At 44.0% G+C, this 25,516-nt stretch carries 22 protein-coding genes; 15 read left to right on the plus strand and 7 right to left on the minus strand.

What is annotated here, in order from left to right; all coding sequences use genetic code 11:
* The first annotated feature begins 272 nt into the window (after positions 1–272).
* Both OCV50_RS18040 and OCV50_RS18045 read left to right on the plus strand, forming a co-directional pair.
* Positions 273–1,037, plus strand: coding sequence for a hypothetical protein (locus OCV50_RS18040; protein ID WP_261905166.1), 765 nt, complete (start codon positions 273–275; stop codon positions 1,035–1,037).
* Positions 1,038–1,200: 163 nt separating this feature from the next.
* Entirely contained in the window at positions 1,201–1,839 is a 639-nt protein-coding gene (locus OCV50_RS18045) for a Crp/Fnr family transcriptional regulator (protein ID WP_261905167.1), read from the plus strand.
* Here OCV50_RS18045 and OCV50_RS18050 read toward each other — a convergent pair.
* Positions 1,825–2,331 (minus strand): hypothetical protein, encoded by a 507-nt coding sequence (locus tag OCV50_RS18050; RefSeq protein ID WP_261905168.1) that lies wholly within the window; start codon positions 2,329–2,331, stop codon positions 1,825–1,827. The two genes, OCV50_RS18045 and OCV50_RS18050, sit on opposite strands and share 15 nt — an antisense overlap.
* A gap of 138 nt (positions 2,332–2,469) precedes the next feature.
* Here OCV50_RS18050 and OCV50_RS18055 point away from each other — a divergent pair, with 138 nt between their 5' ends.
* Genes OCV50_RS18055 through OCV50_RS18065 form a run of 3 tightly spaced genes read left to right on the plus strand, consistent with a single transcriptional unit; the run spans position 2,470 to position 5,145 of the window.
* Positions 2,470–3,882, plus strand: coding sequence for an alkyl sulfatase dimerization domain-containing protein (locus OCV50_RS18055; RefSeq protein WP_261905169.1), 1,413 nt, complete (start codon positions 2,470–2,472; stop codon positions 3,880–3,882).
* 49 nt (positions 3,883–3,931) lie between these two features.
* Positions 3,932–4,459: a hypothetical protein gene (locus tag OCV50_RS18060; protein ID WP_261905170.1), complete on the plus strand. Its 528-nt coding sequence runs from the start codon at positions 3,932–3,934 to the stop codon at positions 4,457–4,459.
* Between the two features lie 59 nt (positions 4,460–4,518).
* Positions 4,519–5,145: a Crp/Fnr family transcriptional regulator gene (locus OCV50_RS18065; RefSeq protein ID WP_261905171.1), complete on the plus strand. Its 627-nt coding sequence runs from the start codon at positions 4,519–4,521 to the stop codon at positions 5,143–5,145.
* A gap of 47 nt (positions 5,146–5,192) precedes the next feature.
* Here the strand turns inward: OCV50_RS18065 and OCV50_RS18070 are convergent, their stop codons facing one another.
* The gene (locus tag OCV50_RS18070) at positions 5,193–6,032 is read right to left on the minus strand and encodes a patatin-like phospholipase family protein (protein ID WP_261905172.1); all 840 of its coding nucleotides are present in this window, start codon (positions 6,030–6,032) and stop codon (positions 5,193–5,195) included.
* Between the two features lie 238 nt (positions 6,033–6,270).
* On the minus strand, positions 6,271–6,837 hold the full coding sequence (locus OCV50_RS18075; RefSeq protein WP_261905173.1) for a helix-turn-helix domain-containing protein: 567 nt from the start codon (positions 6,835–6,837) through the stop codon (positions 6,271–6,273).
* Positions 6,838–6,938: 101 nt separating this feature from the next.
* Here OCV50_RS18075 and OCV50_RS18080 point away from each other — a divergent pair, with 101 nt between their 5' ends.
* Both OCV50_RS18080 and OCV50_RS18085 read left to right on the plus strand, forming a co-directional pair.
* Positions 6,939–8,126: a benzoate/H(+) symporter BenE family transporter gene (locus OCV50_RS18080; RefSeq protein WP_261905174.1), complete on the plus strand. Its 1,188-nt coding sequence runs from the start codon at positions 6,939–6,941 to the stop codon at positions 8,124–8,126.
* Between the two features lie 116 nt (positions 8,127–8,242).
* Entirely contained in the window at positions 8,243–9,109 is an 867-nt protein-coding gene (locus OCV50_RS18085; protein ID WP_261905175.1) for a protein kinase domain-containing protein, read from the plus strand.
* Positions 9,110–9,199: 90 nt separating this feature from the next.
* On the opposite strand, the gene OCV50_RS18090 is transcribed toward OCV50_RS18085, so the two are convergent.
* On the minus strand, positions 9,200–10,747 hold the full coding sequence (locus OCV50_RS18090; protein WP_261905176.1) for a methyl-accepting chemotaxis protein: 1,548 nt from the start codon (positions 10,745–10,747) through the stop codon (positions 9,200–9,202).
* A gap of 434 nt (positions 10,748–11,181) precedes the next feature.
* On the opposite strand from OCV50_RS18090, the gene OCV50_RS18095 reads away from it, so the two are divergent.
* On the plus strand, positions 11,182–13,308 hold the full coding sequence (locus OCV50_RS18095; RefSeq protein WP_261905177.1) for a methyl-accepting chemotaxis protein: 2,127 nt from the start codon (positions 11,182–11,184) through the stop codon (positions 13,306–13,308).
* A gap of 104 nt (positions 13,309–13,412) precedes the next feature.
* Here OCV50_RS18095 and OCV50_RS18100 read toward each other — a convergent pair whose 3' ends face one another.
* Positions 13,413–14,363, minus strand: coding sequence for a LysR family transcriptional regulator (locus OCV50_RS18100; protein WP_261905178.1), 951 nt, complete (start codon positions 14,361–14,363; stop codon positions 13,413–13,415).
* A 101-nt stretch (positions 14,364–14,464) separates the two neighbouring features.
* On the opposite strand from OCV50_RS18100, the gene OCV50_RS18105 reads away from it, so the two are divergent.
* Positions 14,465–15,814, plus strand: a complete 1,350-nt coding sequence (locus tag OCV50_RS18105; protein WP_261905179.1) for an MATE family efflux transporter — start codon at positions 14,465–14,467, stop codon at positions 15,812–15,814.
* Positions 15,815–15,878: 64 nt separating this feature from the next.
* Here OCV50_RS18105 and OCV50_RS18110 read toward each other — a convergent pair whose 3' ends face one another.
* Complete coding sequence (locus OCV50_RS18110) at positions 15,879–19,838, minus strand: hypothetical protein (RefSeq protein WP_261905180.1); 3,960 nt, start codon at positions 19,836–19,838, stop codon at positions 15,879–15,881.
* A 386-nt stretch (positions 19,839–20,224) separates the two neighbouring features.
* On the opposite strand from OCV50_RS18110, the gene OCV50_RS18115 reads away from it, so the two are divergent.
* The 3 genes from OCV50_RS18115 (at position 20,225) to OCV50_RS18125 (ending at position 22,184) form a co-directional block, all read left to right on the plus strand.
* Positions 20,225–20,470: a hypothetical protein gene (locus tag OCV50_RS18115; protein ID WP_261905181.1), complete on the plus strand. Its 246-nt coding sequence runs from the start codon at positions 20,225–20,227 to the stop codon at positions 20,468–20,470.
* 272 nt (positions 20,471–20,742) lie between these two features.
* On the plus strand, positions 20,743–21,747 hold the full coding sequence (locus tag OCV50_RS18120) for a response regulator (RefSeq protein ID WP_261905182.1): 1,005 nt from the start codon (positions 20,743–20,745) through the stop codon (positions 21,745–21,747).
* A gap of 2 nt (positions 21,748–21,749) precedes the next feature.
* The gene (locus tag OCV50_RS18125; RefSeq protein ID WP_032552840.1) at positions 21,750–22,184 is read left to right on the plus strand and encodes a PAS domain-containing protein; all 435 of its coding nucleotides are present in this window, start codon (positions 21,750–21,752) and stop codon (positions 22,182–22,184) included.
* A gap of 79 nt (positions 22,185–22,263) precedes the next feature.
* Here OCV50_RS18125 and OCV50_RS18130 read toward each other — a convergent pair whose 3' ends face one another.
* Complete coding sequence (locus OCV50_RS18130) at positions 22,264–22,806, minus strand: outer membrane beta-barrel protein (protein WP_239839737.1); 543 nt, start codon at positions 22,804–22,806, stop codon at positions 22,264–22,266.
* A gap of 606 nt (positions 22,807–23,412) precedes the next feature.
* Here OCV50_RS18130 and OCV50_RS18135 point away from each other — a divergent pair.
* The 3 genes from OCV50_RS18135 to OCV50_RS18145 all read left to right on the plus strand — a co-directional run bounded on the left by OCV50_RS18135 (position 23,413) and on the right by OCV50_RS18145 (position 25,451).
* On the plus strand, positions 23,413–24,456 hold the full coding sequence (locus OCV50_RS18135; RefSeq protein WP_032552837.1) for a GMP reductase: 1,044 nt from the start codon (positions 23,413–23,415) through the stop codon (positions 24,454–24,456).
* A gap of 151 nt (positions 24,457–24,607) precedes the next feature.
* The gene (locus OCV50_RS18140; RefSeq protein WP_261905183.1) at positions 24,608–24,991 is read left to right on the plus strand and encodes a VanZ family protein; all 384 of its coding nucleotides are present in this window, start codon (positions 24,608–24,610) and stop codon (positions 24,989–24,991) included.
* A gap of 76 nt (positions 24,992–25,067) precedes the next feature.
* Positions 25,068–25,451 (plus strand): DUF4345 domain-containing protein, encoded by a 384-nt coding sequence (locus OCV50_RS18145; RefSeq protein ID WP_261905184.1) that lies wholly within the window; start codon positions 25,068–25,070, stop codon positions 25,449–25,451.
* Positions 25,452–25,516: the final 65 nt, after the last annotated feature.

Raw genomic sequence — 25,516 nt, forward strand, 5'->3', positions numbered from 1 at the left:
GTTCCTAGCTTTCCAATATCTCGATTGCATGTTTCGGTTCTAATTGTAGCTGCACCGTAGATGAGAGGTAATGTGAGATAGGTAACTCATTATGGTTTTAAGTTGCTGATAATGTTGAATTAAATGTTAGTTTTTGGGAGGGGAGGATCGCTTCGTCGTCACTTAACTGAGTAACTATTGTAACCAACTGTAACGCTGCACTGAGAGTGCAACATGCTCTAAGCTTAGCTGTTAGTTTCACTGTAAATAGTGAAACTGAAATAGGGCTTAAAATGACAAAGTTGTTGAGTGTGTTAGCGTTATCATCTGTAACTTTTGCCGCAGTGGCGAGTGACAGTGATACAACACAAGATATGTCAGATCCGCTAGCTGTATACACCCAGGTAGGTATGGGGTACACAGACAGAGGTTTGAACCTTAAGTTGGGGCAAACATTCGATACAGGCAATGACAACACCATGGGCATGAATGTCTTCGAGTTGAAGGGATTCATGGGAGAGACGTTTAGTTGGGATGATGAAGCGAATAATAGTGTTGATTCATTTCGTTTTAGAAGATTTGGGGCGGATTTGACGAACGGTCGAGGGTCTCAAATTGATGCTAATTACGATCTTGCGACTGAAAGCGGGACTCTCTCTTACAGTGTTATTCAAACAATCCCCAAAATTGGCCCAATACAGCTCTACCCATTAGCTGGAGTAGGGGCGTCAATTGGTAACAATGTTGTCGGCGATGATGGGCACGTCATTAGTGGCTATTCGATTCCCGGTACATTTGCCGTTATTGGTACCTATGGCAAACTCGATATTACGGACAAAATTTGGCTAAATTATAATCCAATGTGGATGTCGACTTTATCTGGCTCAGATAACTTCAAGAATCAAGGAATGGCTGGAAAGTCAGATCTACTCGCTCATGAGTTTGCTGCTTCATATCAAATTAATCCGCGATTGAACGTGAGATATTTTGCCAACTGGACCGAGCATGATAATTTTATGGACGGTGAACACCGTCTAGAAGTGAATTATCAACTTTAGGTTTTTCTTTAGCCACATAGCACCTTATAACCATCAAGCACCTGAAATTATAGGGTCATCAGTATAAAGCTCTTGGTGTCTGGGGGGTTAAAGAACCATCCCAGCTAATGAGAGCTTTGTGCAAGGTTACGTGATCAGAAAATCTCTAATTGGAGGGAATGTTATGGATGCTGCGTATGACCCATATGCATCTTTCAATCTGTTGTTAAGTGAAGATTTATATCCGGCTCTTTATAAATCGTTCATGACGACACCGCATAGAAAAACCTATAAAGCAGGGGAGCAGATAGTCTTTCAACACGTAGAGCTTGATAAGATGGGCTTTATACTGATGGGTGAAGCGGAGATCGAAATTGTCTCTGATGATGGTGATTTACTTATCCCTGAAAAGTTTTCCTCTAATAGTCTGATCAATGCAGTGTCGTTCATAGATGGTTGTAGTTCTCCTGCTGCAGTCGTGGCGGTCAGTGAATGCACAGTGTTATTTATTCCATATTCGAAGCTACGAGCCGATGCTGATCTGTGTCGTGAAGCAACCTTGATTGCAGGTTTATGTGCCGCTTCTTTGTATCGAATAGCCGAAAAACTGCTGTCTACGGCTTTGCTGTTACCTTTGAGCGAAAGGGTTTTGCAAAGGCTAGAGCGCCTAAAAACGGAAGGTAATCAAGTCTCTATTACAGCGGAAAAATTAGCTTCCTATTTGGCCGTCAGCAAACATAGGGTGCATAGAGTACTCAATAGCCTTGAACAGGAAGGTTTAATCGTCAATACATATGGAAGTGTTCAACTAGTCGATAGGTAGACTCGTGAGTGCTTCGCTCATGCTTGTTTTATCTCCATGGAAGCTTACCAAACCTTTATCTATGGCTTCTGAAATGGACATTCTTTTCTCCACAACAGCACCTAAGCTGGCTTGAGTCATAAGAATTACCTTTGATAAGGATTCTGGTGGCGGAACATCGATGGATATACCTCTAGATTTTTCAGAATCTATCTGCGACCACAATGGGATGTCGACCAAGACAATGTAGGCGGACTCAAAAGCGGGATCTTTCAAACTGTTTGCGAACAAACTCAACCACCAGGAAGCTCTTTGGAAGGTTGGTCCTGGTGGTAAGGTTGTTGGCTCCTCAATATCGCCGTGTTTGGAATAGAAAATGCTCGCGAATTTCATTTTTTCTGCTCCAGGAATAGCTTCTTGTTCAAAGCCATCAACCCCAAAATGCAGTGGACAGGCTAAAGTGGTTAATGGAACAACAAGGCTTAGCAACACCGCAATACTTTTCTTAAACATCTCTTTCCATTCGAGCCGTCAATCTAGTTAGTGGGGCAATAATATTCTGACGCTATCCTTCCAAAGTTGCATTTCGCAATTTTAGGCGGCGACCCTGTTGATATTCTGGATTCAACCTAATGAAAACAGGAAAACAACATGTCTAAATTATCTAAATTAGCTGTCGTGATGTCAGCAGTACTATCCACTTCTGTAATGGCAAGCACTTCACTATCTGTCAGTGATAATAGTGTGGTAAGCCCTACTGGTGCTGTTGTGGCAGAAAGCCTAAATGCTAAAGATGGACAGTACACAGATGGTGCTTACGAAGTGGCACCAGGTGTTTGGTCACTAACCGGTATGGGAATGGACAATGTAAACGTTGTTGAAACTGAAAACGGTATTGTTGTTTTTGATGGTGGTTTAAGCAAAGCATACGCTGAGAAAGCCATGTCTATGCTACCAGAGAACATAGCAAAACAACCTGTAGTAGGCCTGATTTACACTCACTGGCATTACATTGTTGGTGCTGGTAACTGGAATATTTCTGAAGACACCATTGTTGTCGCGCACGAAAACCACAAGGCAGAGCTAGGTGCTGCGCTGTCTACTGATTCACCTATGTCGAACGTCCGACAAATCCGTGGTGGAATCCAACTTGGTTCGTTTCTACCTGCAGAAGGTCCAGATTCACCGTCTGTGACAGGCCTTGTGAATGTTAACTTTACACCTGAAGAGATGAAATCTTACACCCCACCAAATAAGTTAGTTGGTGACGAAGAAACCTCAATTGTTATTGATGGTATGGAGTTTATTACTCACCAAGCACACACTGACACACTTGATGGACTCAGCATCTACATACCAGAGAAAAAAGCGAGTGTAGATAATACTTTCTGGGCTCATGGTCTGTTCAACTACTCAACCCTACGTGGCGACCGTTGGCGTGATATTGGCCACATGGAAACCGCTATCGAATGGCTGCTGTCTAAAGATATTGAACACAGTCTTAAAGTGCATGGAAAACCAGTCACAGGTGAGGTGTTTAAAGAGCAACTCGAACATCAGTTAATTGCTACACGCGCATTAGTTTCAGAGACAGAAAAGGCCATTGGTGCTGGTATGTCGCCTGACGAACTTCAGTACTCAGTGACTATTCCAGAAGAAATCGCTGACTCTCCTTGGGTGGCAGAAAACTATGGTGAGTGGTCGTATCATGTACGTCGTTACTACAACCATGTTATGCATTGGTTCGGAAACGACTCTATTGATCTTCATCCACTACCGAGAAACCTTGAAGCTGAGAAATTGGTAGAAGCCATGGGCGGTACGGGTAAGGTCATTGAACTCGCTAAACAAGCGCAAACAGATAATGATCATCAATGGGCAGCACAGCTTGCGACTTATGCCATCCGATCTGGAGACGAAGCCGCAAAACAAGTTAAAGCTGACTCTCTAAGAGCAATGGCTCAGAAAGCAACGGCATCTAATACCCGTAACTGGATGCTTACACACGCTTTGGTGCTAGAAGGGAAAGTTGAACTGCCAATGGTTCTAACTGGCGAGTATTAATCAAGTCATGGCCTCATTCCAAACGTTATGAGGCCAGTTTGGGTGGGTTATGAAAAAGTTGTTTGCGATTTACTTACACTCAATGATGCGTCTGGCTGAGAAAAACTCATTAGCAAGACGATTACTTAGAAGTGGCAACTCGGTATTAGTTCGTTATCTGGTCAATCGATACAAGAAAGGTGGGTTGGCGACATGGCAGTCATTCTGGGTTCCCGCTTTTCGTGAGTATGGTGATCACCGTTCATCTTACTTGATTAACAAGATGAATATAGACATCTCAGATGCTCAATCGGTGGGGTCTTATCATGACTATGAAGATCCGATCTTTGGAGTAGAAGGTCATTGGGAAAAAGATTCGGAAGGAAATGCTATGAGAGTTGAGACGGCCTGTGCTGTCTGTGATGACTTGATGAAAATGACCAATGATGAGAAGTGTCGAAGTGATTTCTGTCGCCACATTGTTACTGCCATGGAGCAGGGGACAGGTAAAGCGATAAATGAAAAGTATGACGTTGAAATTATTACTCTCCTAACAGAAGGTGATGAGTCTTGTAAGTTTGTTCATACGATTAAGTAGAGTTGTGTTTTTATTTATTCTTAATGGAGGCCACTCATAAATTGAGTGGCCAAATTGTCATGAAGTATTCCGACACCCTGATCGAAAAATATGGTTTTAGCGATCAACTAGCAACCAAACTAAGGGCTATGGGAAGGATAAAAACGGTAAAAAAAGGGAGCTTTGTCGTTTTTAAAGAGCAGACTGTTGATTTCTTAACTTTCCCACTCGAAGGTCGTTTTGGTTTAAGTTCGTCTTGTGCTGAACGCGCCAATAGTGTGTTTAGTATAATCACGCCTGGGACGGCTTTGAATGAAGTACAGTTGTTACTTCGGGAAGTTAGTTTAACTGACATATTGGCTACAAAAAACTCGGTGGTTTTGCAGCTGCCATTCTCCGCTTGTGAAGTGCTTTTGAAGGAATCTATCGAGTTTTCTAACTTTCTTGGTGTCTCTTTGGCTAAAAAACAACGAGTCTTTCACACGTTGTTTCAGCTTAGGGCGATGAAATCGAATTCAGAGAAAGTTAACCGTGCTCTGGAGTTAATAGCAGATATATCTGACAACGGCGTTGCCGCAATCAACTTGATCAGCCTTGCTTCATTATTGTATATGTCGCGAAACACGGTAAGTAAAGAAATCAAGAGCTTGATTGAGCAAGGAGGGCTTGAAGAGGTTGAGGATGGTTATCGTGTATGCCATCGCTAAATTGTCATTATTAAGTTGAAAGCGAGCCAAGTGCTCGCTTTTTCATTTTAGACATTTTGAACTGCTTTTTTCGCTACTCTCAACCCCATTTGATATCCAGCTTCTAACTTGTCTTTATCGGTAGTTAGCCTGCCTACCTCGAAGGCGTCATCAGGGGCAATGACCTCAATAGTACAGTCAGGCGGAGGGCTCTTAATGAACGCTAGGGTTTGATTGTATTGATCGGCGCGAGTGATCATTGCTTCAGCAAGCTGAGGCGTCTTTTTCATGAGCTTACGAAGTAACCAAGCCGATCTAGGCGGGCGCTTTTCATAACCTTGTTTTTGGGAGAGGATCACCGTGATCTTTTTGGCTCCACGATTATATGCTTCAATGACGGGAATTGAGTCGACTACACCGCCATCAATCATTTTTCGACCATTGATGGTTAGTGGCGTGCGATAAGCCATTGGTACTGAGCAAGATGCTTTGAGTAGCTCCTCAAGGTTATCTTCATTGCCTTGAGTATAAACCGCAGTACCGTTATCAACATCGGTGGTCACGACATGAAAGGGGAGAGGTTGTTCGTTAAAAGCTTGCATGTCATAAGGGTAGTTCTGTGCAATGTGATCCCAAAGCCAGTCAAGCTCTAACAGATGTCCGCCTTTAGCAAACCTTTTGAAGTCGATAAACTCAGGCCGGCAAGAGTAATCCGATATGATTGTGTAAGTCCGCCCACGTTGATTCGATAACCATGAGGCGATGTTTGTTGAGCCTGCAGACACGCCTATGCAGAAATCAAAAGGGTTGTAGTTGTGATCTAAAAAACCGTCCAATACACCAGCAGCAAAGATGCCTCTCATCGCTCCACCTTCTACGACTAGGGCATGTTTCATTTCTTTTGTCATTGTTTATCTATTCCCTGACGTTTGTACCTTCCATCTAATATTCATAGAAGAGCATAAACTCTATTAATACTAGATTCGTAGTTTGATGTGTAGATCTAGTATTAAAAACTCTTCTACCCATAACACTTCAACTCAACAAAACAGCGACAGAGGCTAGGTGGTCCAGCGTAATGTCCGCGTTTTTGGGAACGTAGCAAATTTAATGTAGTGTTATTGTTTAATGCTTGCTGCTTATTGCCTACCGCTTACTGTCTGGGTAATGGATAACGTTGTGAAAGACGGCGTTTTCGTTCCCTGTGTTTTTGTAGCCGTGTATTTGATGGGCATTGAAGCGGACGGCTTGTCCTGCATGTAATGGGTGCCACTCATCATCAAAAAAGACAGCCATTTCACCAGAAATACACAGAATATGTTCTGTAACACCTAAATTGTGTGGATCTGACTTATGTTGGTACTCAGGCGCTAAAGTCAATTCGAAGATCTCAAAGCCCAACTTTGGTTCGAATGGGAACAGCAGGCTGACGAAGAAGCCGACATTGTACTCTTCGCGCCTTAATTCGTTGGCATCTCTAAACAGGCTGGTGAGTTCATTATTTGAACTGGTTGCAATAAAGCTGGAAAAGGAGACTTCGAAGCCAGAAGCTATTTGCCATAGTTTTGCCACGGTAGGGCTAGACTCTCCACGCTCAATTTGCCCGAGCATCGCCTTACTAACCCCAGTTGCCAGTGCTGTTTTATCTAAGCTCCAACCCTTTTCTTGTCGCAGGCGTTTTAGGTTTTCGCCCACTTTTATTTCTGATTGCATATTTTCTCAACAAAAATTTTTGATAAACAACTTGTGCGTTATAGCGCACAGGTGCTAGATTGATTCTATGGACGTTATAACGCACATAGGGAGAGATTAACATGACTAAGCTAAAACTTTCGCATGTCACCACCGGTTTTATTGCCGTCTTCATTGGTTATGCGAGCGCGGCGGCGATAATTTACCAAGCTGCAATGAGTGCTGGGGCAACACAGCAACAAGTGGCGTCATGGTTCTGGGCGCTCGGAGTAGGAATGGGGGTTACAACGATATTACTTTCATTCTGTTACAAGAAACCGATAGTAACCGCTTGGTCTACTCCCGGAGCTGCATTACTGATTACATCCCTAGATGGTTTGACAATGAATCAAGCCGTTGCTGTATTCTTGTTCAGCTCGCTTTTGATTACTTTTGTAGGGCTCGCTGGGGTATTCGAAAGAGTACTCAAGCAGATACCGACAGCGCTCGCGTCTGCAATGCTTGCGGGTATTTTGCTTCAATTTGGTTTGGGTATGTTCGCATCTCTGACTGTTGAAGTAGAGATAGTAGTGGTCATGTTAGCTATGTTTCTTTTGGCGAGATCTTGGCTGGGAAACCTGTTGATCCCAAGTATTTTTGTGGTCGCTTTGATGATGTGTATCGGTATGGGGAAGCTCGATGTCAGTGAGGTTTCCTTAAGTTTGACAGTACCTGTCGTCATCGTTCCCGATTTTGAATTGTTCTCCTTGATCAGTGTAGGGGTTCCCTTGTTCATCGTGACAATGGCATCTCAAAATCTGCCGGGGTTCGCTGTATTGAAAGCCAATGGTTACCAAGTCGATTCGTCAAAAGTGATTACAACAACAGGGGTTACAGGATTGTTGTTGGCGCCTTTGGGTGGTTTTGCTTTCAACCTTGCGGCGATCACGGGGGCAATCTGTATGGGGCCTAATGCCGATGAAGATCCTAAAACTCGATATATGGCTGGGATATCTATGGGCGTGTTTTATCTTTTAGCTGCCATCCTCGGAATGTCATTGGTTTCTCTGTTCAGTGCTGTACCTACAGCGATTGTTATTGCAATAGCGGGGCTGGCAGTGATGCCGACGCTATTAAATTGTTTGACAGTATCAATGGCTGACGTTCGATATCGAGAGCCTGCGTTGTTTACCTTTTTGTTCACGGCTTCAGGGATCAGCCTAATGGGTATTGGCAGTGCATTTTGGGGTATTTGTATCGGGTTATTGTTTTGTTGGGTACAGGATTACAAATCTAAGTCTTTCAACGTAGATAGCACATCATCGACATAGTCACCCTTGACCCACTATTTGAGTACGACTAATGGAGAAGTGAATCTTAAGATGAAACGTGATGGTATAGGACAACCTTTCGAGCCTGATCTATTCACTAATTTAGGATTCCCAACGTGGCTATAACGATTGAACATCCAGAGTGGCTAGCGAAGTTTTGTAGTCAAACGCTTAACGCAACTTACCCAAACACAGATAAGACAATATCGCTCGGGTCTTTGACAAGTATTGAAATGCCAGAGTCCCCAAATATGACTGTTTCCGATGGGGCTACTGAGCCACATCGGCATCAGTTCTGTTTTGATTCAGAGCTGGGGCGAGTCAGAACCAAGTACTCGGAGACTCTGATTGATACCTTGATGTTGCAACGAGAAGCGCTGTGGTTGTCTCGTCTCAATAGTCAAGGGTTATCCTCCCAGCGCTGCCTCGACTTCTATCGAGATGGTACGCGTGCTGCGTTGTTGACTAACTACATTGAGGGACAGTCGCTTTCAGAGTTCATACAGCGCAATCAAACCAGTGATGTTGCCTTGGTTGCGAACATCATTGATCAGTTGTTGAGTGAGCTAGAAGAGTTACATAGACGCGGATATGTGCATGGAGATATCAAACCTTCCAATATTCTGTTATCGGAACAAAGAATTGTCTCTTTCATTGATTTCTCGAATGCCCGCCGCGTCGGAGATAGTTGGCAAGAACGAGGTATAGAACAATATTCACCGAGCTATCGCTATCCGAAGAACGCTTTTTCCCAACTGCGTCACCGTGAAGCGCATCCTGTTTGTGATAGCTACGCAAGTCTGATCACTATCGCGCTGTTAATCGGCGCTCCTGCAAACAACCTTCCCGTTGATTTAGGCAGTTCTCAAGCGATTGATTTCTTTCTAGGTTTGTCACAACACGAAACTTGGTTGTTACTGCCTAAATTAACTCAAGAGAGTGTCCAATCTCATATCGATAACGTGATTAAAGATTTAATCTAGTGGTCATTAAATAGGGTGCTCGTCACTCAGATAAACAAAAAAGGCTGATGTTCGTGTGGACATCAGCCTTAAATTTATCCGTCTTTGACCTTAGTGATTAAACTGATTCACCAGGCGTTTTAGGCTTTGTAGGTGGGTTGCGAGGGATTCTGCACGTCTCACGGATGTTGAAGAAAGCTCGCGCGTTTCAATAATCGCTTGCTTGACTCGAACAACATGGTCGTTGATGCCGTGGGTTACTTGCACTTGCTCTTCAATGGCTTGAGAAGTTTGAGCACTTTGCTCGTTGATCGATATAAGATCTTGAACAATCGCTTCAAAAGAGGCTCTGCTTTGTTGAGACTTCTCGACACAGACTTCAGAAGAGTGAATGCCTTCCTCGATAAAACGGCCAGTTTGATTTACGGTGTTCTGTAAGATCTCAATACGCGAGCGAATCTCTTCAACTGAAGAGCTTGTCTTGCCAGAAAGGGCTCTAACTTCATCAGCAACCACAGCGAATCCACGCCCTTGCTCACCTGCTCGCGCCGCTTCTATTGCTGCATTGAGCGCCAGAAGGTTTGTCTGTTCAGCGATACCTTGAATCATAGACAGAATCGCTTCAATACCATCTACGTCGTTGTACAATTGCTCAAGTGCGGATTTAGAGCCAGTTAAGTGTTCGCTAAGCTCATGGACAGTTTGAGCAGCTTCTTCAACCGTAGACGCTCCTTGCTGAGCCTGATCTTGCGCGTTAATCGCGAAGTCCGCGCTCTGTTTGGCTTGGTGGGCGACTTCATCTATTGATGCCAACATCTGCTCCGCAGATACGGCCATTGCGTCGGTAGCGAGATCTTGTTCTCCCAACTCATGATCAATACTTTGGCGATTCGCAAGCTCTTGTTTGGCTGAATCGATCAGGTCGGTAGACGTTTCTGAAGCTCGAGATGTAACTGCGCGTAGTTCCGCGCTCTTCATCTGCATGGCGAGTTCGATTGGAGATAAATCATCACAATAGCCCGTATATGGCTTTTCCATGATCGGATTATGGTAGTTATTTTCCGCCAACGCATGGATCGTCGAGAGACGCTGCTTAAACATGACAGCACAGCCTGCTTGAGCTAAAACAGTGGCCAGCAAAGCGAAAGCAACTATGGTTGTCGGAACGATACCGGATAAGAGTGCTAATCCTAGTACAGCTTGCAGACCGAGCAGTACGTAAGAGGTGAGAAGCCAACGCATTCTGCGCACTTTAACCTTTCCCGCATGCATTTGAGCATACAGGGCTTTGGCTCGCTCAATTTGGCTGTCGGTTGGTTGCGTTCGCACGGATTGGTATTCGTGGACAGAGCCATCAGCGTTACGAATCGGTGTAACAAATGCAGAGACCCAATAATGACCCTTATCTTTACACTTGTTCTTCACCAAACCCATCCAGCTGTTCCCCGATTGGATGTACTCCCACAGCTGAGCAAATGCCGCCTTTGGCATGTCTTTATGGCGAATAAGGTTGTGAGGTTGACCTAACAACTCTTGTTCGTTGTAGCCAGCAACATGGTAAAAGTCTTCATTACAATAAGTAATATTACTTTCTGGTGTGGTGGTTGAAATAAGACTATCCGTATCTGAAAAGCGAACTCGTTCATCATGATTGTTCATTACGTACTGCCTTGTATTTGTTATAAGAATTTATTGTTTTATAAGGCGCGTATTATCTTATAAGTGTCAAATTAATGCCTTATCAATAAATTGACGTCAGTCATTTTTTAACCAATTGAAAATTGATATGAGTTGATCTGGATCAATACGGAAAATATCTAAATAAAATATCCGTGAAGTTAATCGATAAATTGAGATTAATTGCCTCTATAAATGGAACCAATATTCCATATTTTTAATCATGTTCGCGCGTTTCCGTTATGGGGATTTTGGAATAATGCACCACTTTGGAGCATGCTCTGCATCATAATTGGGAGTGTAATTACTTGAACTGTATATAAATTAATCATACAAGTTAATTAATCCCCCTCTTTTGTATGTGGTCTATAAATTGCTTTGTTTTATATAGATATAAAATAAAACAAGGAATGTAGATGAACCTTACGGATCAGGAACGTCATTGGCTTAAATGGTTTGGCGCAACAGGTAAGATTGCGATGAGAAAGGCCTGTTTTCTAAATCGAACGCGAACTCGGGAATTAGAGCAGACGTTTGAAAGTATTGCGGAGACACGAGTACAGTTGCTCAACAATTGGGTAAAAAACCAATGGGATTTTCTTGAGGATGCCGCGCTATATGTTGCGAGTAGAACGGAGGAGCAGACGACTGAAACTTTACAGCGACTGCTCAATCGCAGCCCAGATATCTCAGAGTTGGCAGTTGTGGATGAAAGAGGCATAACCCAAGCGTCTAGTTACAGCAATCATGTCGGATATACCCTCACAGACCCTAAAGCGCTTACTGAAGGCTTAAAAAAGCGTTACTTACATGGGCCATACATTGATGAACGCACGCTAGCCGTCGGCGCTTCAAGTTCTTCTTTTCATGATCAAGTTACCCTGATGTTCTATGTGCCATTTTCTCGCGAAGACGGCAAGCCTCTGTGTTTGTGTGGTCGAATTCCTAATGATGTGATTGGCGATATTATTCAGCGTGAAGCTGGGCATATTTATAGTGAGTCGGGGGACAACTATATTTTTATGGTGCAATCGAACCATGACCCACGTATTGAGGCTGGAGTTGCACTGTCTCGCTCTCGGTTTGAAGACAATACCTTTTCTCATGGTGAAAACTTAAAGCAGGGGATTAACACGGATTGGGGCGTGGTGAAGGTTCAGCATCACACCGAGTTTGAAATTCGATTTACAGACCCTGCGACCAAGCAATTACACCCTGGCGTGAGGGAGACGATCAAAAACGGGAATAATGTATTTGTTGAGTACCCAGGTTATTCCGACTACAGACATATTCCTGTGATTGGTAAGGGCGTCACGTTTCAGCTCGACGGCTCACCGGATAAGTTCGGCATGATGTGTGAGTCTGACTTGGAAGAAGTGTATCGAGACCGCAGCCTGAGCTACACCTTATCCAAACATTTTATCGGCAGCATGCTCTTTACTCTTTTCTTACCACTCTTGCTCACCCATCTGTTTGATTTGTCACCTCTAATTCAAGTCGGCTTGATGTCGTTATGTATGCTGTTGAGCCTTGGTTTGTTTCGAGCGTTCAGTGCTAAACCTTTGGTCAATAAAATGAGTAAGATGACGATGGTAATGCAGACGCTTGCAGAAGGAGACGGTAATCTTAGTCGCAGACTCGACCCAACGACTTTTAGTAGCGATGAGTTAGGCAGTTTAGGGCGTTGGACCAATAGTTTTATAGATAACCTCGATGGGATTATCAGTGAACTTATTCACGCAAGCAGTGAGGTTCGCCAAGTATCGGAATCGATGTTTAGGCGCAGCGTAGTGATGAATCAAGCCAGTGATGATGCCTCTCATTCTCTTCATAACATGTTGGAATTGAGCCAACATCAACAGAGTGAGATTACTAACGCGACGGTTTCCGCAACCCAGATGGATACGGTGATGAAGCATGCTGTCGAAAGCGCTGAAGAGGAGTACAAACAGGCTGCGCAAGGAATGGAGTCTGTGCGTCATATTGTTGAAAGTTCGGCAACCAGTGTTAATGAAGTGAACAATGAGATGAGTAAAGTCTCAGATATCATCAACATCATTACCGACATTACAGCTCAAACGAACCTGTTAGCACTGAATGCTGCGATTGAATCAGCAAGGGCGGGTGAACATGGCCGTGGCTTCTCTGTTGTGGCATCAGAAGTGAGAACCTTAGCCGACCGCACTTCGCAAGCGGCCAATCACATTGGGGATCTTATGAAAGAGTTACATGCTAAATCGCGTAGCGCGGTCGCATCTATGGAACAGGGCGTAGAGAACGTGAGCCGAGGCAACTTGATGGTGGATTCTAGTGCGCGTAGTGAGCAGATGCAGGCCGCCGTCGCCGAATTGTTTGCGACCATGTCGAAGCTGGATGAGAACAGTCAAGAGAACGGTCACACCGCAGATAAAGCTCAACGTTCGATTTCGGATCTGCAAACCTCGACTCAGCAATTGGCACGTCGCGTGACGCTCATGGGGAATGCACTAGGCCGTTTAGAACAACTCATCGGTCGATTCGAAGTAAGTAAAAAAGCGGCTTAACACAGCGGTTTAATATATTTATTCTTCGACAGAATGGGTCGATTCCCTCACACCCACAAGTTATATCACGAGCAGTGGTAACGGCTTGTGGGTGTCTTCCTTACTCACTTCTCGACAACACCATACCAAGCATTCTGCTCAGCGAGGCTTTTCAACTTGGCGAGCTCGTTCTGATTCTCTTCAATAAGCCACTCAATGAGATCATCGATGACGGCACTCTTGGTATTTTGATGCAGGTAATATGTCCATGCGCTGTGTTGGATTTTTGCGTTTGGCGGGCAGTATAAAAAACCACGCTCCAGCTCGGGGATGATCAACAGTAGATCCGTGACAGTCACTCCTTGTCCTGAGAGGCATGCATTTAACGCCAAATCAAGAGAGAGGAAGCTGGTGTTTCTGACAGGAGTCGTTGGAGGGCGCAATACATCAGACAGCCACATCTTCCAGTCGGTATGATCAAGAGTAGGGTGCAACCTTGGTAATGTTAGGATTGAGTCTAAATCTAGATCGTCGGTCACTAGGGTGTGCGAACAAACCGGTGCCATAAACTCTTCTCGCAATACGCGAATGCCGGGTTTATTGTCGTAGTGGTTTTTCAGCTGGGTGTGAAAGACCAATAAATCATAATCGGTATAGTTAAGGGCTTCGTCCTCTTCAATGACGGGAATAATTACGATCTCGTAATCTGGATACCTTTCATTGAGTTGTCTGACTTTAGAAATCAGTACACGAGTGGCATAGCTTAACGCAGCCTTTATCACGATCCTTTTTTGCTTGGGTTCTTTCCAACTCGCTAATACGGATTCAATATTGCCGTAGCCCTCCCGCAGCGCAAGGTATAACTCATTGCCTTGTGGAGTCAGTTCGATAGCGCGATGCTTGCGACGTACAAGCGAAACCTCTAATTCATCCTCTAACTGTTTTACCTGTCGGCTAACGGCGCTTTGCGTTACGTTGAGCTCATCCGCAGCGAGAGTAAAGCTCATCAGTCGAGCAACAGACTCAAATGCTCGGAGTCCATTGTGTGAATAGGGCATGTTTGGATAAGGGGTCATAGATTGCTCGCATGAGTTTTTGGAATACTAGAGTGGCAGATATATCAATTGAAGGCTAGCCTTAAAAGCCTTAGGGTTTGTGGAAATCTTAAGAGGCTCTCATGAAAAAAATACTCGCGCTTGCATTCCCACTCATCATTTCACAACTAATATCAATGGCATTGGTTCTTACCGACGTGTGGATGATGTCTCGAATTAGCGTATCTGCGCTAGCTGCAGGTGGCTTGGGTGCTTCGATCTATTTCTTCATCTTTCTTATCGCGAGTAGCACCGTAGGTTGTGTCGCGAACCTGATTGCAATCGCATATGGTCAGCGAGTCGCTCGCCCAGAGTTCGGCAACCAACAGATCCGCTTGGCGGTAAAAGGCGCGGTCATGCTTTCGTTTGTGATGAGCGCTGTATTGATGTCTGGCTTCTGGTTTGCACCACAAGTCCTTGAAATGGCAAAGCAACCGCAGGAGGTCATTACTCTCGCGATGGAATATGTCCATGCTCTTAAGTGGGTGATGCTGCCGTCATTGTTACTGCTGGTGTTGCGTGGCTTAACCAGTGCGTTTGGTAACGTTCGCTCTATTTTGATTATGTCTATCGCGACGGTAATTCTGAATGTGCCGGTCAGCTATTTCATGACTTTCAAATTGGGCATGGGGTTGACGGGGCTAGGTTTAGGGACGGCGATTGCAGCGCTGGTGGTGATGATGGGTTATACGTTCTGGGTATTTCAGCGTGATGAGTTCAAACCATTTGCGCCATGGCTTCATCTAGATGAGTACTCATTCAAATTGATGGCACCACTGCTATTAATGGGCTTACCTATTGCTGTAGCGGCTATTCTGGAACATGGCCTTATCTATGGAGGCACCTTAATGGCAGGCACGATAAGTATTGCTTCGCTCGCGTTACATCAGATTCTACTTCAATGCTTGAGCTTTACTTGGAACTTCAATTTTGGTTTCTCGCAAGCCGCGGCTATTTTGGTCGGGCGTGACTTCGGCGCAGGCAATATTGAGGGCATTAAGAAGACGTCACTTAAAAGCTTCATTCTTGTCTCTTTATTGAGTTTAGTTCTGTGTGGTGTCTTTATTGCGTGGCCTGAAGCAATTGCGGCGCTGTTCCAGCTTGATGATGGCACAGATGCGATGTCTACTCTACTTACCTCGGTGATTTGGGTGGTTGCTCTTTGCTTTATTGTTGATGCTTGGCAGTTACTGGCTATTAACTTACTGCGTGGAATGAAGATTGTTTCCATGCCAACCGTGATGACAGCGATTGGTTACTGGGTGTTTGGCTTGCCAGCAGCATGGTATCTAATGCCTGACTATCAGCTTGCAGGCATTTGGGGTGGCATTGGAATTGGCCTTGGTGTCACGGGTATCCTATTGCTTATCCAACTCATGGTTGAGATTAGAAAGCAACGCAGCGTGGGTTGCTCAGCGCAATTAGCGCATTGATTTAATGAGAACAAAAAAAGCCTCTACTGCTGTAGAGGCTTTACAGATATCAAACTAATTGTTTCTAGTCTTGGACACGAACCATAGCTTCTGGTTCACGTTTGTCTTTTGATCTGTAGAAAACATTCGCATCGATACTTGGATTCCATGTCCACTCGATTAGATGATTACTCACCCAACCATTGTCGTAAACATCGTTCCACTCGTAAATTGCGTTCATCTCGGCAAAGCTACAGGTATGGTCGTCTTCTACCAAACACGGTAAATCACTTGGGTATTCATCCCAGCTCAGTTCTTCAACTTCGTTCCCAAAAGTAATGATCGCACCGCTTTGTGTGTAGGTATAAGTGACAGTCTCCCCATCATCTTCACTCATCCATGTAGTGCCAACGAAGCTGATCTCTTTCGCGAAAAGATCTTCAATGAACTCTTTACCTTCAGTCTCAGAGTAAAATGCTGGTGAGCTTGTCGCATCTTCTTCAGCATCTTCTCCTGCTCGTAATAGATTTAGCTTGTCATCACTCATCCATAATGACCACGCCTCGTTTGAGTACTCTGCTCCTGGATAGTTGTATTCGCCGTCATTGTAGTAGTAATAACTTGCTTGGTACATTTGTTCGCCATTACTAGCGATATATGGAACAGCAGTGAGTTCGCGTTTCTCCATATAGATTGGGTACCAAATGTGCTCCGTACTTAGCCTTGGCTCTGGTACGTAATACCATTTTTGTCCGTATGATAGCGTGTCACCTTCTAAAGCCATTTTTATCAAAGAGGCACTGGTTGGAGAGTTGAGTTCTTCGCTTTGATCAATATATTGAGTTCTTTTTACTAGCTCATAACCATAAACTGGATTTTCATTGAGATGTAATGATTGATTTGGTTCGATTTCTAAATCACGGTCGATAAAGGTACTCAATAAAACATCTTCAAAGTTTGCATCGGTAGACTTTGCAAACACTGCAATATTGTCACCTGCGTAAAGTAACGGCATACCTTCTGTGACAGTGGTATCGATATCAATTGCACATTCGTCCGCATCAGTACCATAGCTATCAATTTTACTGAAAATGTCGTAGTTACTAACTGAGTAACGACCGTCATCGAATCGCTCATTGATTAAAGCAAAGCTGTATTTCGCTTGCCCTTCATTGGTATAGCCGTATGTGCCTTCATAACCGAGTTGGTCATTCTTAACATATCCTAGAGATTCACAGCTTTGTGCGAACCAGATATCAACATCTAAGGGCTCGTTATATTCCATGCTGCGCTTGTTGTGGATGCTTTTAGATTCTGCATCAATAGAGGTCAGCTCTCCGTTCACATAACCATAGGCGTGGTTTCCCGCCCAGTAGTTTGTGGCTGCTTCTTGGCCGTATAAGAAAGTAACGGGTTCTGAGGTTGCAATATCAGTTAGAGCATAACCTTCGCCTTGCGCTTTAGTAATGGCCGTTGTCGTCTCTTTTACGAATAGGTGAAGACGTGGCATGTGGCTATCTGATTTATCTTCATTCAATATCATCTGCACGGTCATGCCATTGAGTGTCATCTGAACATCATCACCAGCCGTTTTCCATGTACCTGCTGTAACAAAGCTATCAGCACTTGGACAGCTTGCCCCTTCTTGCTCTGCTTCTGCGAAAGTACCATCAGCTTTTAATTGTGAACCATAACAATATACGACAGTCTTTCCGTTCTGGTTGCTATGACCATAGCGGTAAGAAGGCTTCGCCATCAATAGTGCGGCCAATGTGTTGGTTGGCTCAGGAACGAATGCAGGCTCTACTTTTGGAAGGTTGAGCGTAACATCCGCATCGAGAGCCCCATCGCTTGCAACGATAGTAACTTGATAGCCTGTCCCCGATTCTGATGGTGTGCCTGACAAGACCAGAACATCACCCGAAATGTTCGCATCTAGGCCAGATAGTGTTGTTGTCGCTTGATAGTTGAGCTCATCTTGTTCTGCGTCAGTGAACAATTCTTTCAGAGAATATGTCGATGCCGATAACTCGATATCTTGTTCTAGGTACAGTGCGTTAAAGCGTTCTTGCAGTGCTGACTTTTCATCTGTGTTGATAACAGGAGCTGTGTTGGTTGGTGGATCAATAGGTGTCCAAGCCATAGGTAAAATTTCAGGAAGTTCAAGCTCTGTGGTTGCGCTTAGCTCGCCATCGCTTGCTTCTAAGAGAATTTTATAACCAGTACCAGCTTCTACAGGAGTGCCTGTTAAGTGAATAACATCACCGATGACCTTGACCTCTAGGCCAGACGCGTTGGTAGTAGCGCTAACGGTTAGTTCATCGTTATCTTGGTCTACGAATAGGTCGATGATGTCGATCTGTTGGTCTGTAACTTCTGCTTGTTGAAGAGACAGTTTGTTGACTTCAATTTGAATACTATCTTGGCGAGCATGGTCTACCGTAGGTGCATTATTTACTGGAGGTGCTGGGAGTTGAACCTCTGGTAGTCTGAACTGAGCTTGAAGTTTGTTATTGTCTTCATCTATAGCCGAGATGTATAGTTTGAAACCATCTCCATCAACTTCTGGAGTGCCTGTCAAAGTGACGATGGTTGAATCATCGTTTAAATTTGAAGCTACACCTGCCAACGTAGTTTCTGCAATGATTGTTAGTTCATCGCCATCTTCGTCATAAAATAACGTCGAAATATCAATAACTTCAGGGTTCATTTCTAATCCCTTTGTCAATGACAAGTTATCAAGTACTTCGAACTGAATGTAGCGCATAGTCACAGGGTCAGTGCTTGGTTTAGTATTCAGAGGTTCAATGGTTAATGAAACCACAGTTCTAACATTACCTACGATCTCACCTTTTGAGTTAATGTCATCGCTTTCAAGCACAATCGAATATTGGCCATTGGTGACTTTAGAGCGCCCTGATTCATCGTTAACACTTTTTAGGGTTAGTGTGCCGTTTTCAATCGAGACAGAAATATGTTGTTCATCAAGCGCCTCTGTATTTGCAACTCGAACCGCTAGCGTTTGGCCTTGTTGGTCTTTATCGGAAAATAGGTTGTTGACGTTTGTATTGAGGCTATGTTCAAAAGCGTGAATAGTGGTTAGAGATAATTCTGAAAGTTCTTCATTGAGTGCGTCTACTGTATCGCCATCGACCTTGGCTTGGTAGTTGGTCACAGGCGGTTCAACGACAACCTCGCCATCTTTTTCACTCACAGGGATCACTGGTTTAAAATCTGGGTCGTCGATTTCGGTAGGACTTGCATTGTTAACTGTGTCGACAGCTTGTTCTGTCACTTCTAGAGCAACGCTATCGTAATCAACACCTTCATCTTCAGCGTTACTTTTGGTTTCGGTCAGCACTTGAGCCGTTTTGTGCATCTCTTTTGCAAGTTGCTGCTCTTCTGGTGTTGCGGCTGAATCGTGTTTCAACGCAACATAATCTGCATAGAGATCAATCGTACTTTCACTGTTGGTGGTAACCAAACCGTCCGTACCGTTGAGACCACTGAGCTTCTCAGCAACCAAAACTTCTGCTTCTTCCTGTGTGTTGCCTTTGTTCATTTCAGCGACGACGAGGTCAGTAAATGGGTTAGCAACGGTTTGGCCTGCAGGAGTTCGGAACACGATGTTTTTGTCCATAGGCTGGAACTCGTGATCCATGTCGACTGTATAGATACCAGAATCAACACCGAAGTTTGAATTGTCTTCATAAGGTTGGAGCACTTTAACTACGATAGGGTAGCTTGCAATGCTGCGTTGTTGATCTTGCGTAATCTTACCTTCTAGGTTGAGTTGACCATTTGCGTCGGTCAATAAAAGTTGCCCGTCGTGTGTTTTGATCTCTTCACCTGAATCACAGACACCGTTTGAATCGACATCAGAACAGACAAGGGCGTTTTTTAGGTATCCGTCCATCGTTGTGATTACGACACCACCCATTTGCGGGTTATTGCCTGATGAAGGTGAGGAGCTATCGCTACCGCATCCGCTTAATGTGAGCGCCGATAACAGAGAGGTTGTTAATAGGGTTTTGTTAAAATGCATATTTTCCAATTTATTCCATTAATTGAATTAGAAGAAATTGGAATGCTATTCCCATTATATAAAAAACAGTGTTTTATAAATCAGTGTAAATTGACGTGTCGCAAAGAAAAAAACAATCAGTATACTTTGTAAGCAGTTTGTTGTTATCACCCTGTTTAGCTATATAACTTTATAGATAATACGTAATTTATTCATATAGTTATGTTCTATTTATACGGCGATTACCATTTAGCTATATTCAGGGGTTATCATTATTGTCTGCTTTGATAACTAGTGTGACCTGAATCAAGGCTTAAGCAGTTACACCACTTAGACCAACGTCGTACAGAAACCCTTGCCTAAGCTGATTACACTGTAGTGAGAATCCAAGGAAAGAGGTTGTACAAATGGAAGTAGGGTTGTTTTGGGCCGAGAAAGGGATGTTGGTGCTGGGTGCTCTCTTTGTACTGACGAGCGTGATGCAATATGGAAAGCGCAGTTCCGATTGGAAAGGGGTGATTACGATGTTTTACAAGCGTATCCCTATGAGTGTCTCTGAATACAAGTGGTACCGATTAGGCATTGCACTGTTGGTGTTTGCCGTGATTTTGCGCTTTGCCTTACTCATTTTATGGCCTAGTTACCAGCTATAGCTAAGTTCTGTTACTCGTTTCTATTGAGAGCTTTGACGCCGGATTTATCAAACCTTATCGGTCGGGTGGGGTATTTGGATAATCTTCGAGCATTTATTAAGAAACCCTTTGTTATTAAGGGTTTCTGACTGCATATCTTCACTTCTCAAACATTGAAAAAACTTGTATTTATCTAGTCAATAATCACCATATTAATGGATTGCCCCCGTACCTGATACTATAAGAATCTGTTACACTCGCTCATATTCGCTTCAATCATTGGTGGTACATTAATGTCGTTTCCAGTTCTTATATGTGATGATTCTGCCTTAGCCCGCAAACAGATGGCGCGCTCTCTGCCGCCTTCGTTAAATGCGGACATAACTTTCGCCGTGCACGGATTGAATGCGCTCGAAGAATTAGCGAGTAATCAGTTTAAATTAATGTTCCTTGATCTCACCATGCCAGAGTTGGATGGCTATGGAACATTAGAAGAGATGCAACGTTTGGGTAACACAACTCCTGTGGTGGTTGTGTCTGGCGATATTCAGCCAAAAGCCAAACAAAAGGTCATGGACCTTGGTGCAAAAGCCTTCTTACAAAAGCCGATTGATCAAGATGCTCTTAAGGCAATCCTGCGTGAGTTGGTCGATCCACCAAAACAGCCGCAATTAGTGACACCAGCCCCGCTAGAGCTTCCTATTCTGCGTAGACGCGATATCTACATGGAAGTCGCGAACGTGGCGATTGGTCGAGCTGCGGATGCGTTAGCGCGTCACTTTGATGTATTCGTTCACCTGCCATTGCCGAACGTGAATATCTTTGAAGTCAGCGAACTTCATATGGCATTACGCGATCTGGCTGATAACGACCAGGTATCGGGTGTATGCCAAGGCTTCAGCGGTGAAGGTATCGCAGGGGAGGCGTTAGTTTTACTTAGTGATTCCAGCGTAAATGACCTGAAGAAACTGATGAAGGTACCAACAGACAGTGAAGAGCTCGAAGAGTTAGAGCTGCTGATGGATGTGTCTAATATTCTGGTTGGCTCTTTCCTCAATGGATTAGGTGCGCAGTCGGAAGTGCGTTTCTTCCAAAGCTCGCCTGTGCTTCTTGGTCAGCATATTCCGATTGATTCTGTTATCGCCAATACTAGTGGGTCATTCAAAAAGACTATGACCTTCGAGGTGAGCTACAACATAGAGGGTACCTCGATTCGCTGTGATCTGTTGTTCATGTTTGTTGATGAATCATTGCCACTGCTTGATAACAAGCTTGCTTATCTAATGGAGGAGTTCTAATTATGCTTCAGTTACCCGCAGAGTTTGAACAGTTCCATTGGATGGTTGATATGGTTCAAAATGTCGACATGGGACTTGTCGTGATTGACCGTGATTTCAACGTGCAAGTTTGGAATGGATTTATGACACACCACAGCGGTAAGCAGTCACATGATGCGATCGGTAAGTCGATCTTCGAGCTGTTCCCAGAGATACCGGAAGAGTGGTTTCGATTAAAAACCAAACCTGTTTATGATCTCGGTTGTCGCAGCTTTATTACATGGCAACAGCGTCCATATCTGTTTAAGTGTCGTAACGTACGCCCTGTAACGCAGCAAGCTGACTTTATGTATCAGAACGTCACGCTAAACCCAATGCGTTCTCCGACAGGCCAAGTAACATCACTGTTCCTTTCTATTCAAGATGCTACTGCAGAAGCGCTGGTGGCTCGTCAATAAGTGTCGTGGAACAGGCTAATTAAATAAAAAGGCACGCGGTTATGCGTGCCTTCGTCGTTTTAGCGAATTCGATTAACGTTTAGAAATTTAAGTATGCGCCGCCATAAACAGAAGCTGCACCTTCACCACTTGGTAGCCATTGGTAGCTAATACCGGTATCTAAAACTAGCGGTGAACCCATCAAGGCAAAAGTAATACCTGTGCTTGCATAAGGTTGAATGCTGCTGTCTGTGGTGGTTTTGGACACGCTATTCACGGCATCCCAACGAGTGACTTCTGAATCGATGTAGCTCGCACCACCTGAGCCGTATAAGTTAAACCCACCGAAACTCTGCTCCAATTTTAATCCCGCACTGTAAGAGTTGTACTTGGAAGCAAAACCGTCAGATTCTGACGTCACAGTGCTATCTAACGTCGCGGTGTGACCAAAGCTGAAATCAAGCGACACCATAGGTGACAGGTAATAGTTATAGCCTAATTGAGCGAAGTAGGCTGTTTCAGAGTCTGAACCATCTGAAATCGCAGTCGCACCTAGATTGGTATAAAAAGAGCCAGGGCCATTCTGTGCTAAGGCTGTGCCACTGATACATAGAAGCGCGAGTAGAGGGAGAGTTTTCTTCATAACTAACATCCTTGTAAGCCATTCAATGCGCTCTTGTTTAGAATAAAGAGCATCTTCAATAAGCAACTTATACCTGATTTTAGACGGTTTGGCTCGCAACATTTGTCTACAGCGTGACAGCATTTGATCTTTGCAACACTCAATATTATCTCGTGGCGGTGTTTTTTTAGACACTCAAACTAAAAAATCGAAAATTTATGACTTTTTGAGCTGAAACTGTTGATAGAAAAATGAGCTAAACCACACACTTTTCTCTCAGAAATACGAATAAAACGACAAAGTGGTGGTAGACGGGTGGGAAACGTTTGCGCAAATGTTGCGTGAGTTTGCGTCACGCTGTGCGCTTAAGTCGTTAATATCTAAGTAAATAGCTGAAAAATAGGGAAGGAGAGGAGAATCCGGATATGGAATCTTTGGGAGGATAGCATAAAAAAAAATGAAATATCAGACTTGCTGTTAATAAATCACGACCTATAATGCTGAAAACCGGAGCGTCTGCCAACGCTCCGGTTTTTTTGTGTCCGAAGAAAAGTAAACTCGTCTGCCAACGACTTTACAACGCACCATGCGAGTGACACATACATTTATGAATCAAGGAAAAACACCATGCGTATCGAACAAGAACTTAAGTTAGGCTTTAAAGATGTACTGTTTCGCCCGAAGCGTTCAACACTAAAAAGTCGTTCTCAAGTAAATTTAACCCGCGAGTTTACATTCAAGCATAGCGGTCGTCAATGGGCTGGTACTCCTGTTATTGCAGCAAACATGGATTCTGTTGCAAGTTTTGAAATGGCAGCGGCTCTTGCAGAGCACGAAGTAATGACAGCTGTACACAAACACTACACAGTAGAGCAGTGGGCTGACTTCGTAAAATCAGCAGACAAGAAGACGCTAAACAATGTTTTCGTATCAACAGGTACTTCTGACGCTGATTTCGAAAAAACAAAAGAGATCATGGCGCTATCTGAAGAGCTAATCTTCATCTGTATTGATATCGCAAACGGCTACTCAGAGCACCTAGTAGAGTACGTTCAAAAGGTACGTGCTGAATTCCCGAACAAAGTTATCTCTGCAGGTAACGTTGTAACTGGTGACATGTGTGAAGAGCTAATCCTAGCGGGTGCAGACATCGTTAAAGTGGGTATCGGCCCAGGTTCTGTATGTACTACACGTGTTAAAACAGGTGTTGGTTACCCTCAACTTTCGGCAATCATCGAGTGTGGTGACGCAGCACACGGTCTTGGCGGTATGATCATCGGTGACGGTGGCTGTTCATGTGCAGGTGACGTTGCAAAAGCATTCGGCGGCGGCGCAGACTTCGTAATGCTTGGCGGTATGCTAGCTGGCCACGAAGAGTCAGGCGGTGAAGTAGTAGAGCAAGACGGTAAGAAGTTCATGAAGTTCTATGGAATGTCTTCTCAGTCGGCTATGGACAAGCACTCAGGTGGTGTTGCTAAGTACCGTGCAGCTGAAGGTAAAACTGTTTTACTTCCGTTCCGTGGTTCTGTTCACGGCACTATCTCTGACATCCTTGGTGGTGTACGTTCAACTTGTACATACGTAGGCGCAGCAAAGCTTAAAGAGCTAACTAAGCGTACGACTTTCATCCGCGTACAAGAGCAAGAGAACAACGTATTCGGTAAAGAGTAATCTGGACGGATTCGAATAGTTTCAAAATCAAGAGCCGCTTTATAGCGGCTCTTTTTTTGTCTCTACTGAAACTAGATCATTGTGATACACCACAATCATGCATATGATTCAAAGCTTTATAAGTTGTTGTGCTTTGTAAGTAAGGATAAACATGCGTCGTTTGATCGGCTTAGTTCAAAAATATTGGTTGGCAATTACCTTGTTAGTCTTGGCTGCTATCACCATACTTTCCCTTTTTCCTGCAGCTAGCCTGCCGCCGGTTCCGGGCACAGATAAAACACATCACTTTATTGCTTATGCTGCGTTAACCTTCTCTGTTGCATTGGCAAGACCAAAGAACTGGCTGTTGATTGCACTTTTCTTTGTTGTTTGGAGTGGAGCGATCGAAATACTCCAACCTTATGTGAATCGCTATGGAGAGTGGTTGGATTTAGCGGCTAACGCTGGTGGTGTAGCGTGTGGGATCTTGTTAGCTAAAGTTGTGAACTTAGTCTTTCCTATGGATGAAAAAAAGCGAGAAGAAACATACCAATAGCCGTGAGATTTTGTTGTAAGTGGACTAAGGTTTTAAGTCGAACATAAGTGATATTGAGACAACTAAAGGATTAGAAATGTCAAAACTACTGGTTTATGCCACCGCTATTTTCTTTATCGTATATGGTGGAATGTTTCTTCTAATTCCCACGGGGATGGCGTATTGGATCACAGGAGTAGAGCTGAATCCAGCATCCGCTGTGATAGATGTTAGAGCGACCTATGGTGGTGCGCAGTTTGCAATTGGGCTGATGATGTTTCTTATCGTGAAGCTTAAAAATGATGTGGATCTTGGGTTGGTTTTCGTTGGTGTGGTTCTTTTGGCAATGGCATTTGGAAGAATTGTTGGCTTATTGAATGATGGTGAGGCGAACTTAGTGATGTATTTATACTTGGTTGGTGAGCTGCTATTTGGTGCTCTAGCCTTAGTGTTGAGAAACAAAAACGCGATCAAATCCTAGATTGTGTAATGGATGATTCATCATTGAGCGCTAATCTTTCTCTCTAACTTCTGAATGGCTTGCGT

Source organism: Vibrio fortis (assembly GCF_024347475.1).
GTDB classification, from domain to species: Bacteria; Pseudomonadota; Gammaproteobacteria; order Enterobacterales; family Vibrionaceae; genus Vibrio; species Vibrio fortis.

Excerpts from the sequence above, each read along its gene's own strand:
- OCV50_RS18040 (WP_261905166.1), top strand. The coding sequence starts at position 273 with ATGACAAAGTTGTTGAGTGTGTTAGCGTTATCATCTGTAACTTTTGCC.
- OCV50_RS18045 (WP_261905167.1), top strand. The coding sequence starts at position 1,201 with ATGGATGCTGCGTATGACCCATATGCATCTTTCAATCTGTTGTTAAGT.
- OCV50_RS18050 (WP_261905168.1), bottom strand. The coding sequence starts at position 2,331 with ATGTTTAAGAAAAGTATTGCGGTGTTGCTAAGCCTTGTTGTTCCATTA.
- OCV50_RS18055 (WP_261905169.1), top strand. The coding sequence starts at position 2,470 with ATGTCTAAATTATCTAAATTAGCTGTCGTGATGTCAGCAGTACTATCC.
- OCV50_RS18060 (WP_261905170.1), top strand. The coding sequence starts at position 3,932 with ATGAAAAAGTTGTTTGCGATTTACTTACACTCAATGATGCGTCTGGCT.
- OCV50_RS18065 (WP_261905171.1), top strand. The coding sequence starts at position 4,519 with ATGAAGTATTCCGACACCCTGATCGAAAAATATGGTTTTAGCGATCAA.
- OCV50_RS18070 (WP_261905172.1), bottom strand. The coding sequence starts at position 6,032 with ATGACAAAAGAAATGAAACATGCCCTAGTCGTAGAAGGTGGAGCGATG.
- OCV50_RS18075 (WP_261905173.1), bottom strand. The coding sequence starts at position 6,837 with ATGCAATCAGAAATAAAAGTGGGCGAAAACCTAAAACGCCTGCGACAA.
- OCV50_RS18080 (WP_261905174.1), top strand. The coding sequence starts at position 6,939 with ATGACTAAGCTAAAACTTTCGCATGTCACCACCGGTTTTATTGCCGTC.
- OCV50_RS18090 (WP_261905176.1), bottom strand. The coding sequence starts at position 10,747 with ATGAACAATCATGATGAACGAGTTCGCTTTTCAGATACGGATAGTCTT.
- OCV50_RS18095 (WP_261905177.1), top strand. The coding sequence starts at position 11,182 with ATGAACCTTACGGATCAGGAACGTCATTGGCTTAAATGGTTTGGCGCA.
- OCV50_RS18100 (WP_261905178.1), bottom strand. The coding sequence starts at position 14,363 with ATGACCCCTTATCCAAACATGCCCTATTCACACAATGGACTCCGAGCA.
- OCV50_RS18105 (WP_261905179.1), top strand. The coding sequence starts at position 14,465 with ATGAAAAAAATACTCGCGCTTGCATTCCCACTCATCATTTCACAACTA.
- OCV50_RS18110 (WP_261905180.1), bottom strand. The coding sequence starts at position 19,838 with ATGCATTTTAACAAAACCCTATTAACAACCTCTCTGTTATCGGCGCTC.
- OCV50_RS18115 (WP_261905181.1), top strand. The coding sequence starts at position 20,225 with ATGGAAGTAGGGTTGTTTTGGGCCGAGAAAGGGATGTTGGTGCTGGGT.
- OCV50_RS18120 (WP_261905182.1), top strand. The coding sequence starts at position 20,743 with ATGTCGTTTCCAGTTCTTATATGTGATGATTCTGCCTTAGCCCGCAAA.
- OCV50_RS18125 (WP_032552840.1), top strand. The coding sequence starts at position 21,750 with ATGCTTCAGTTACCCGCAGAGTTTGAACAGTTCCATTGGATGGTTGAT.
- OCV50_RS18130 (WP_239839737.1), bottom strand. The coding sequence starts at position 22,806 with ATGAAGAAAACTCTCCCTCTACTCGCGCTTCTATGTATCAGTGGCACA.
- OCV50_RS18135 (WP_032552837.1), top strand. The coding sequence starts at position 23,413 with ATGCGTATCGAACAAGAACTTAAGTTAGGCTTTAAAGATGTACTGTTT.
- OCV50_RS18140 (WP_261905183.1), top strand. The coding sequence starts at position 24,608 with ATGCGTCGTTTGATCGGCTTAGTTCAAAAATATTGGTTGGCAATTACC.
- OCV50_RS18145 (WP_261905184.1), top strand. The coding sequence starts at position 25,068 with ATGTCAAAACTACTGGTTTATGCCACCGCTATTTTCTTTATCGTATAT.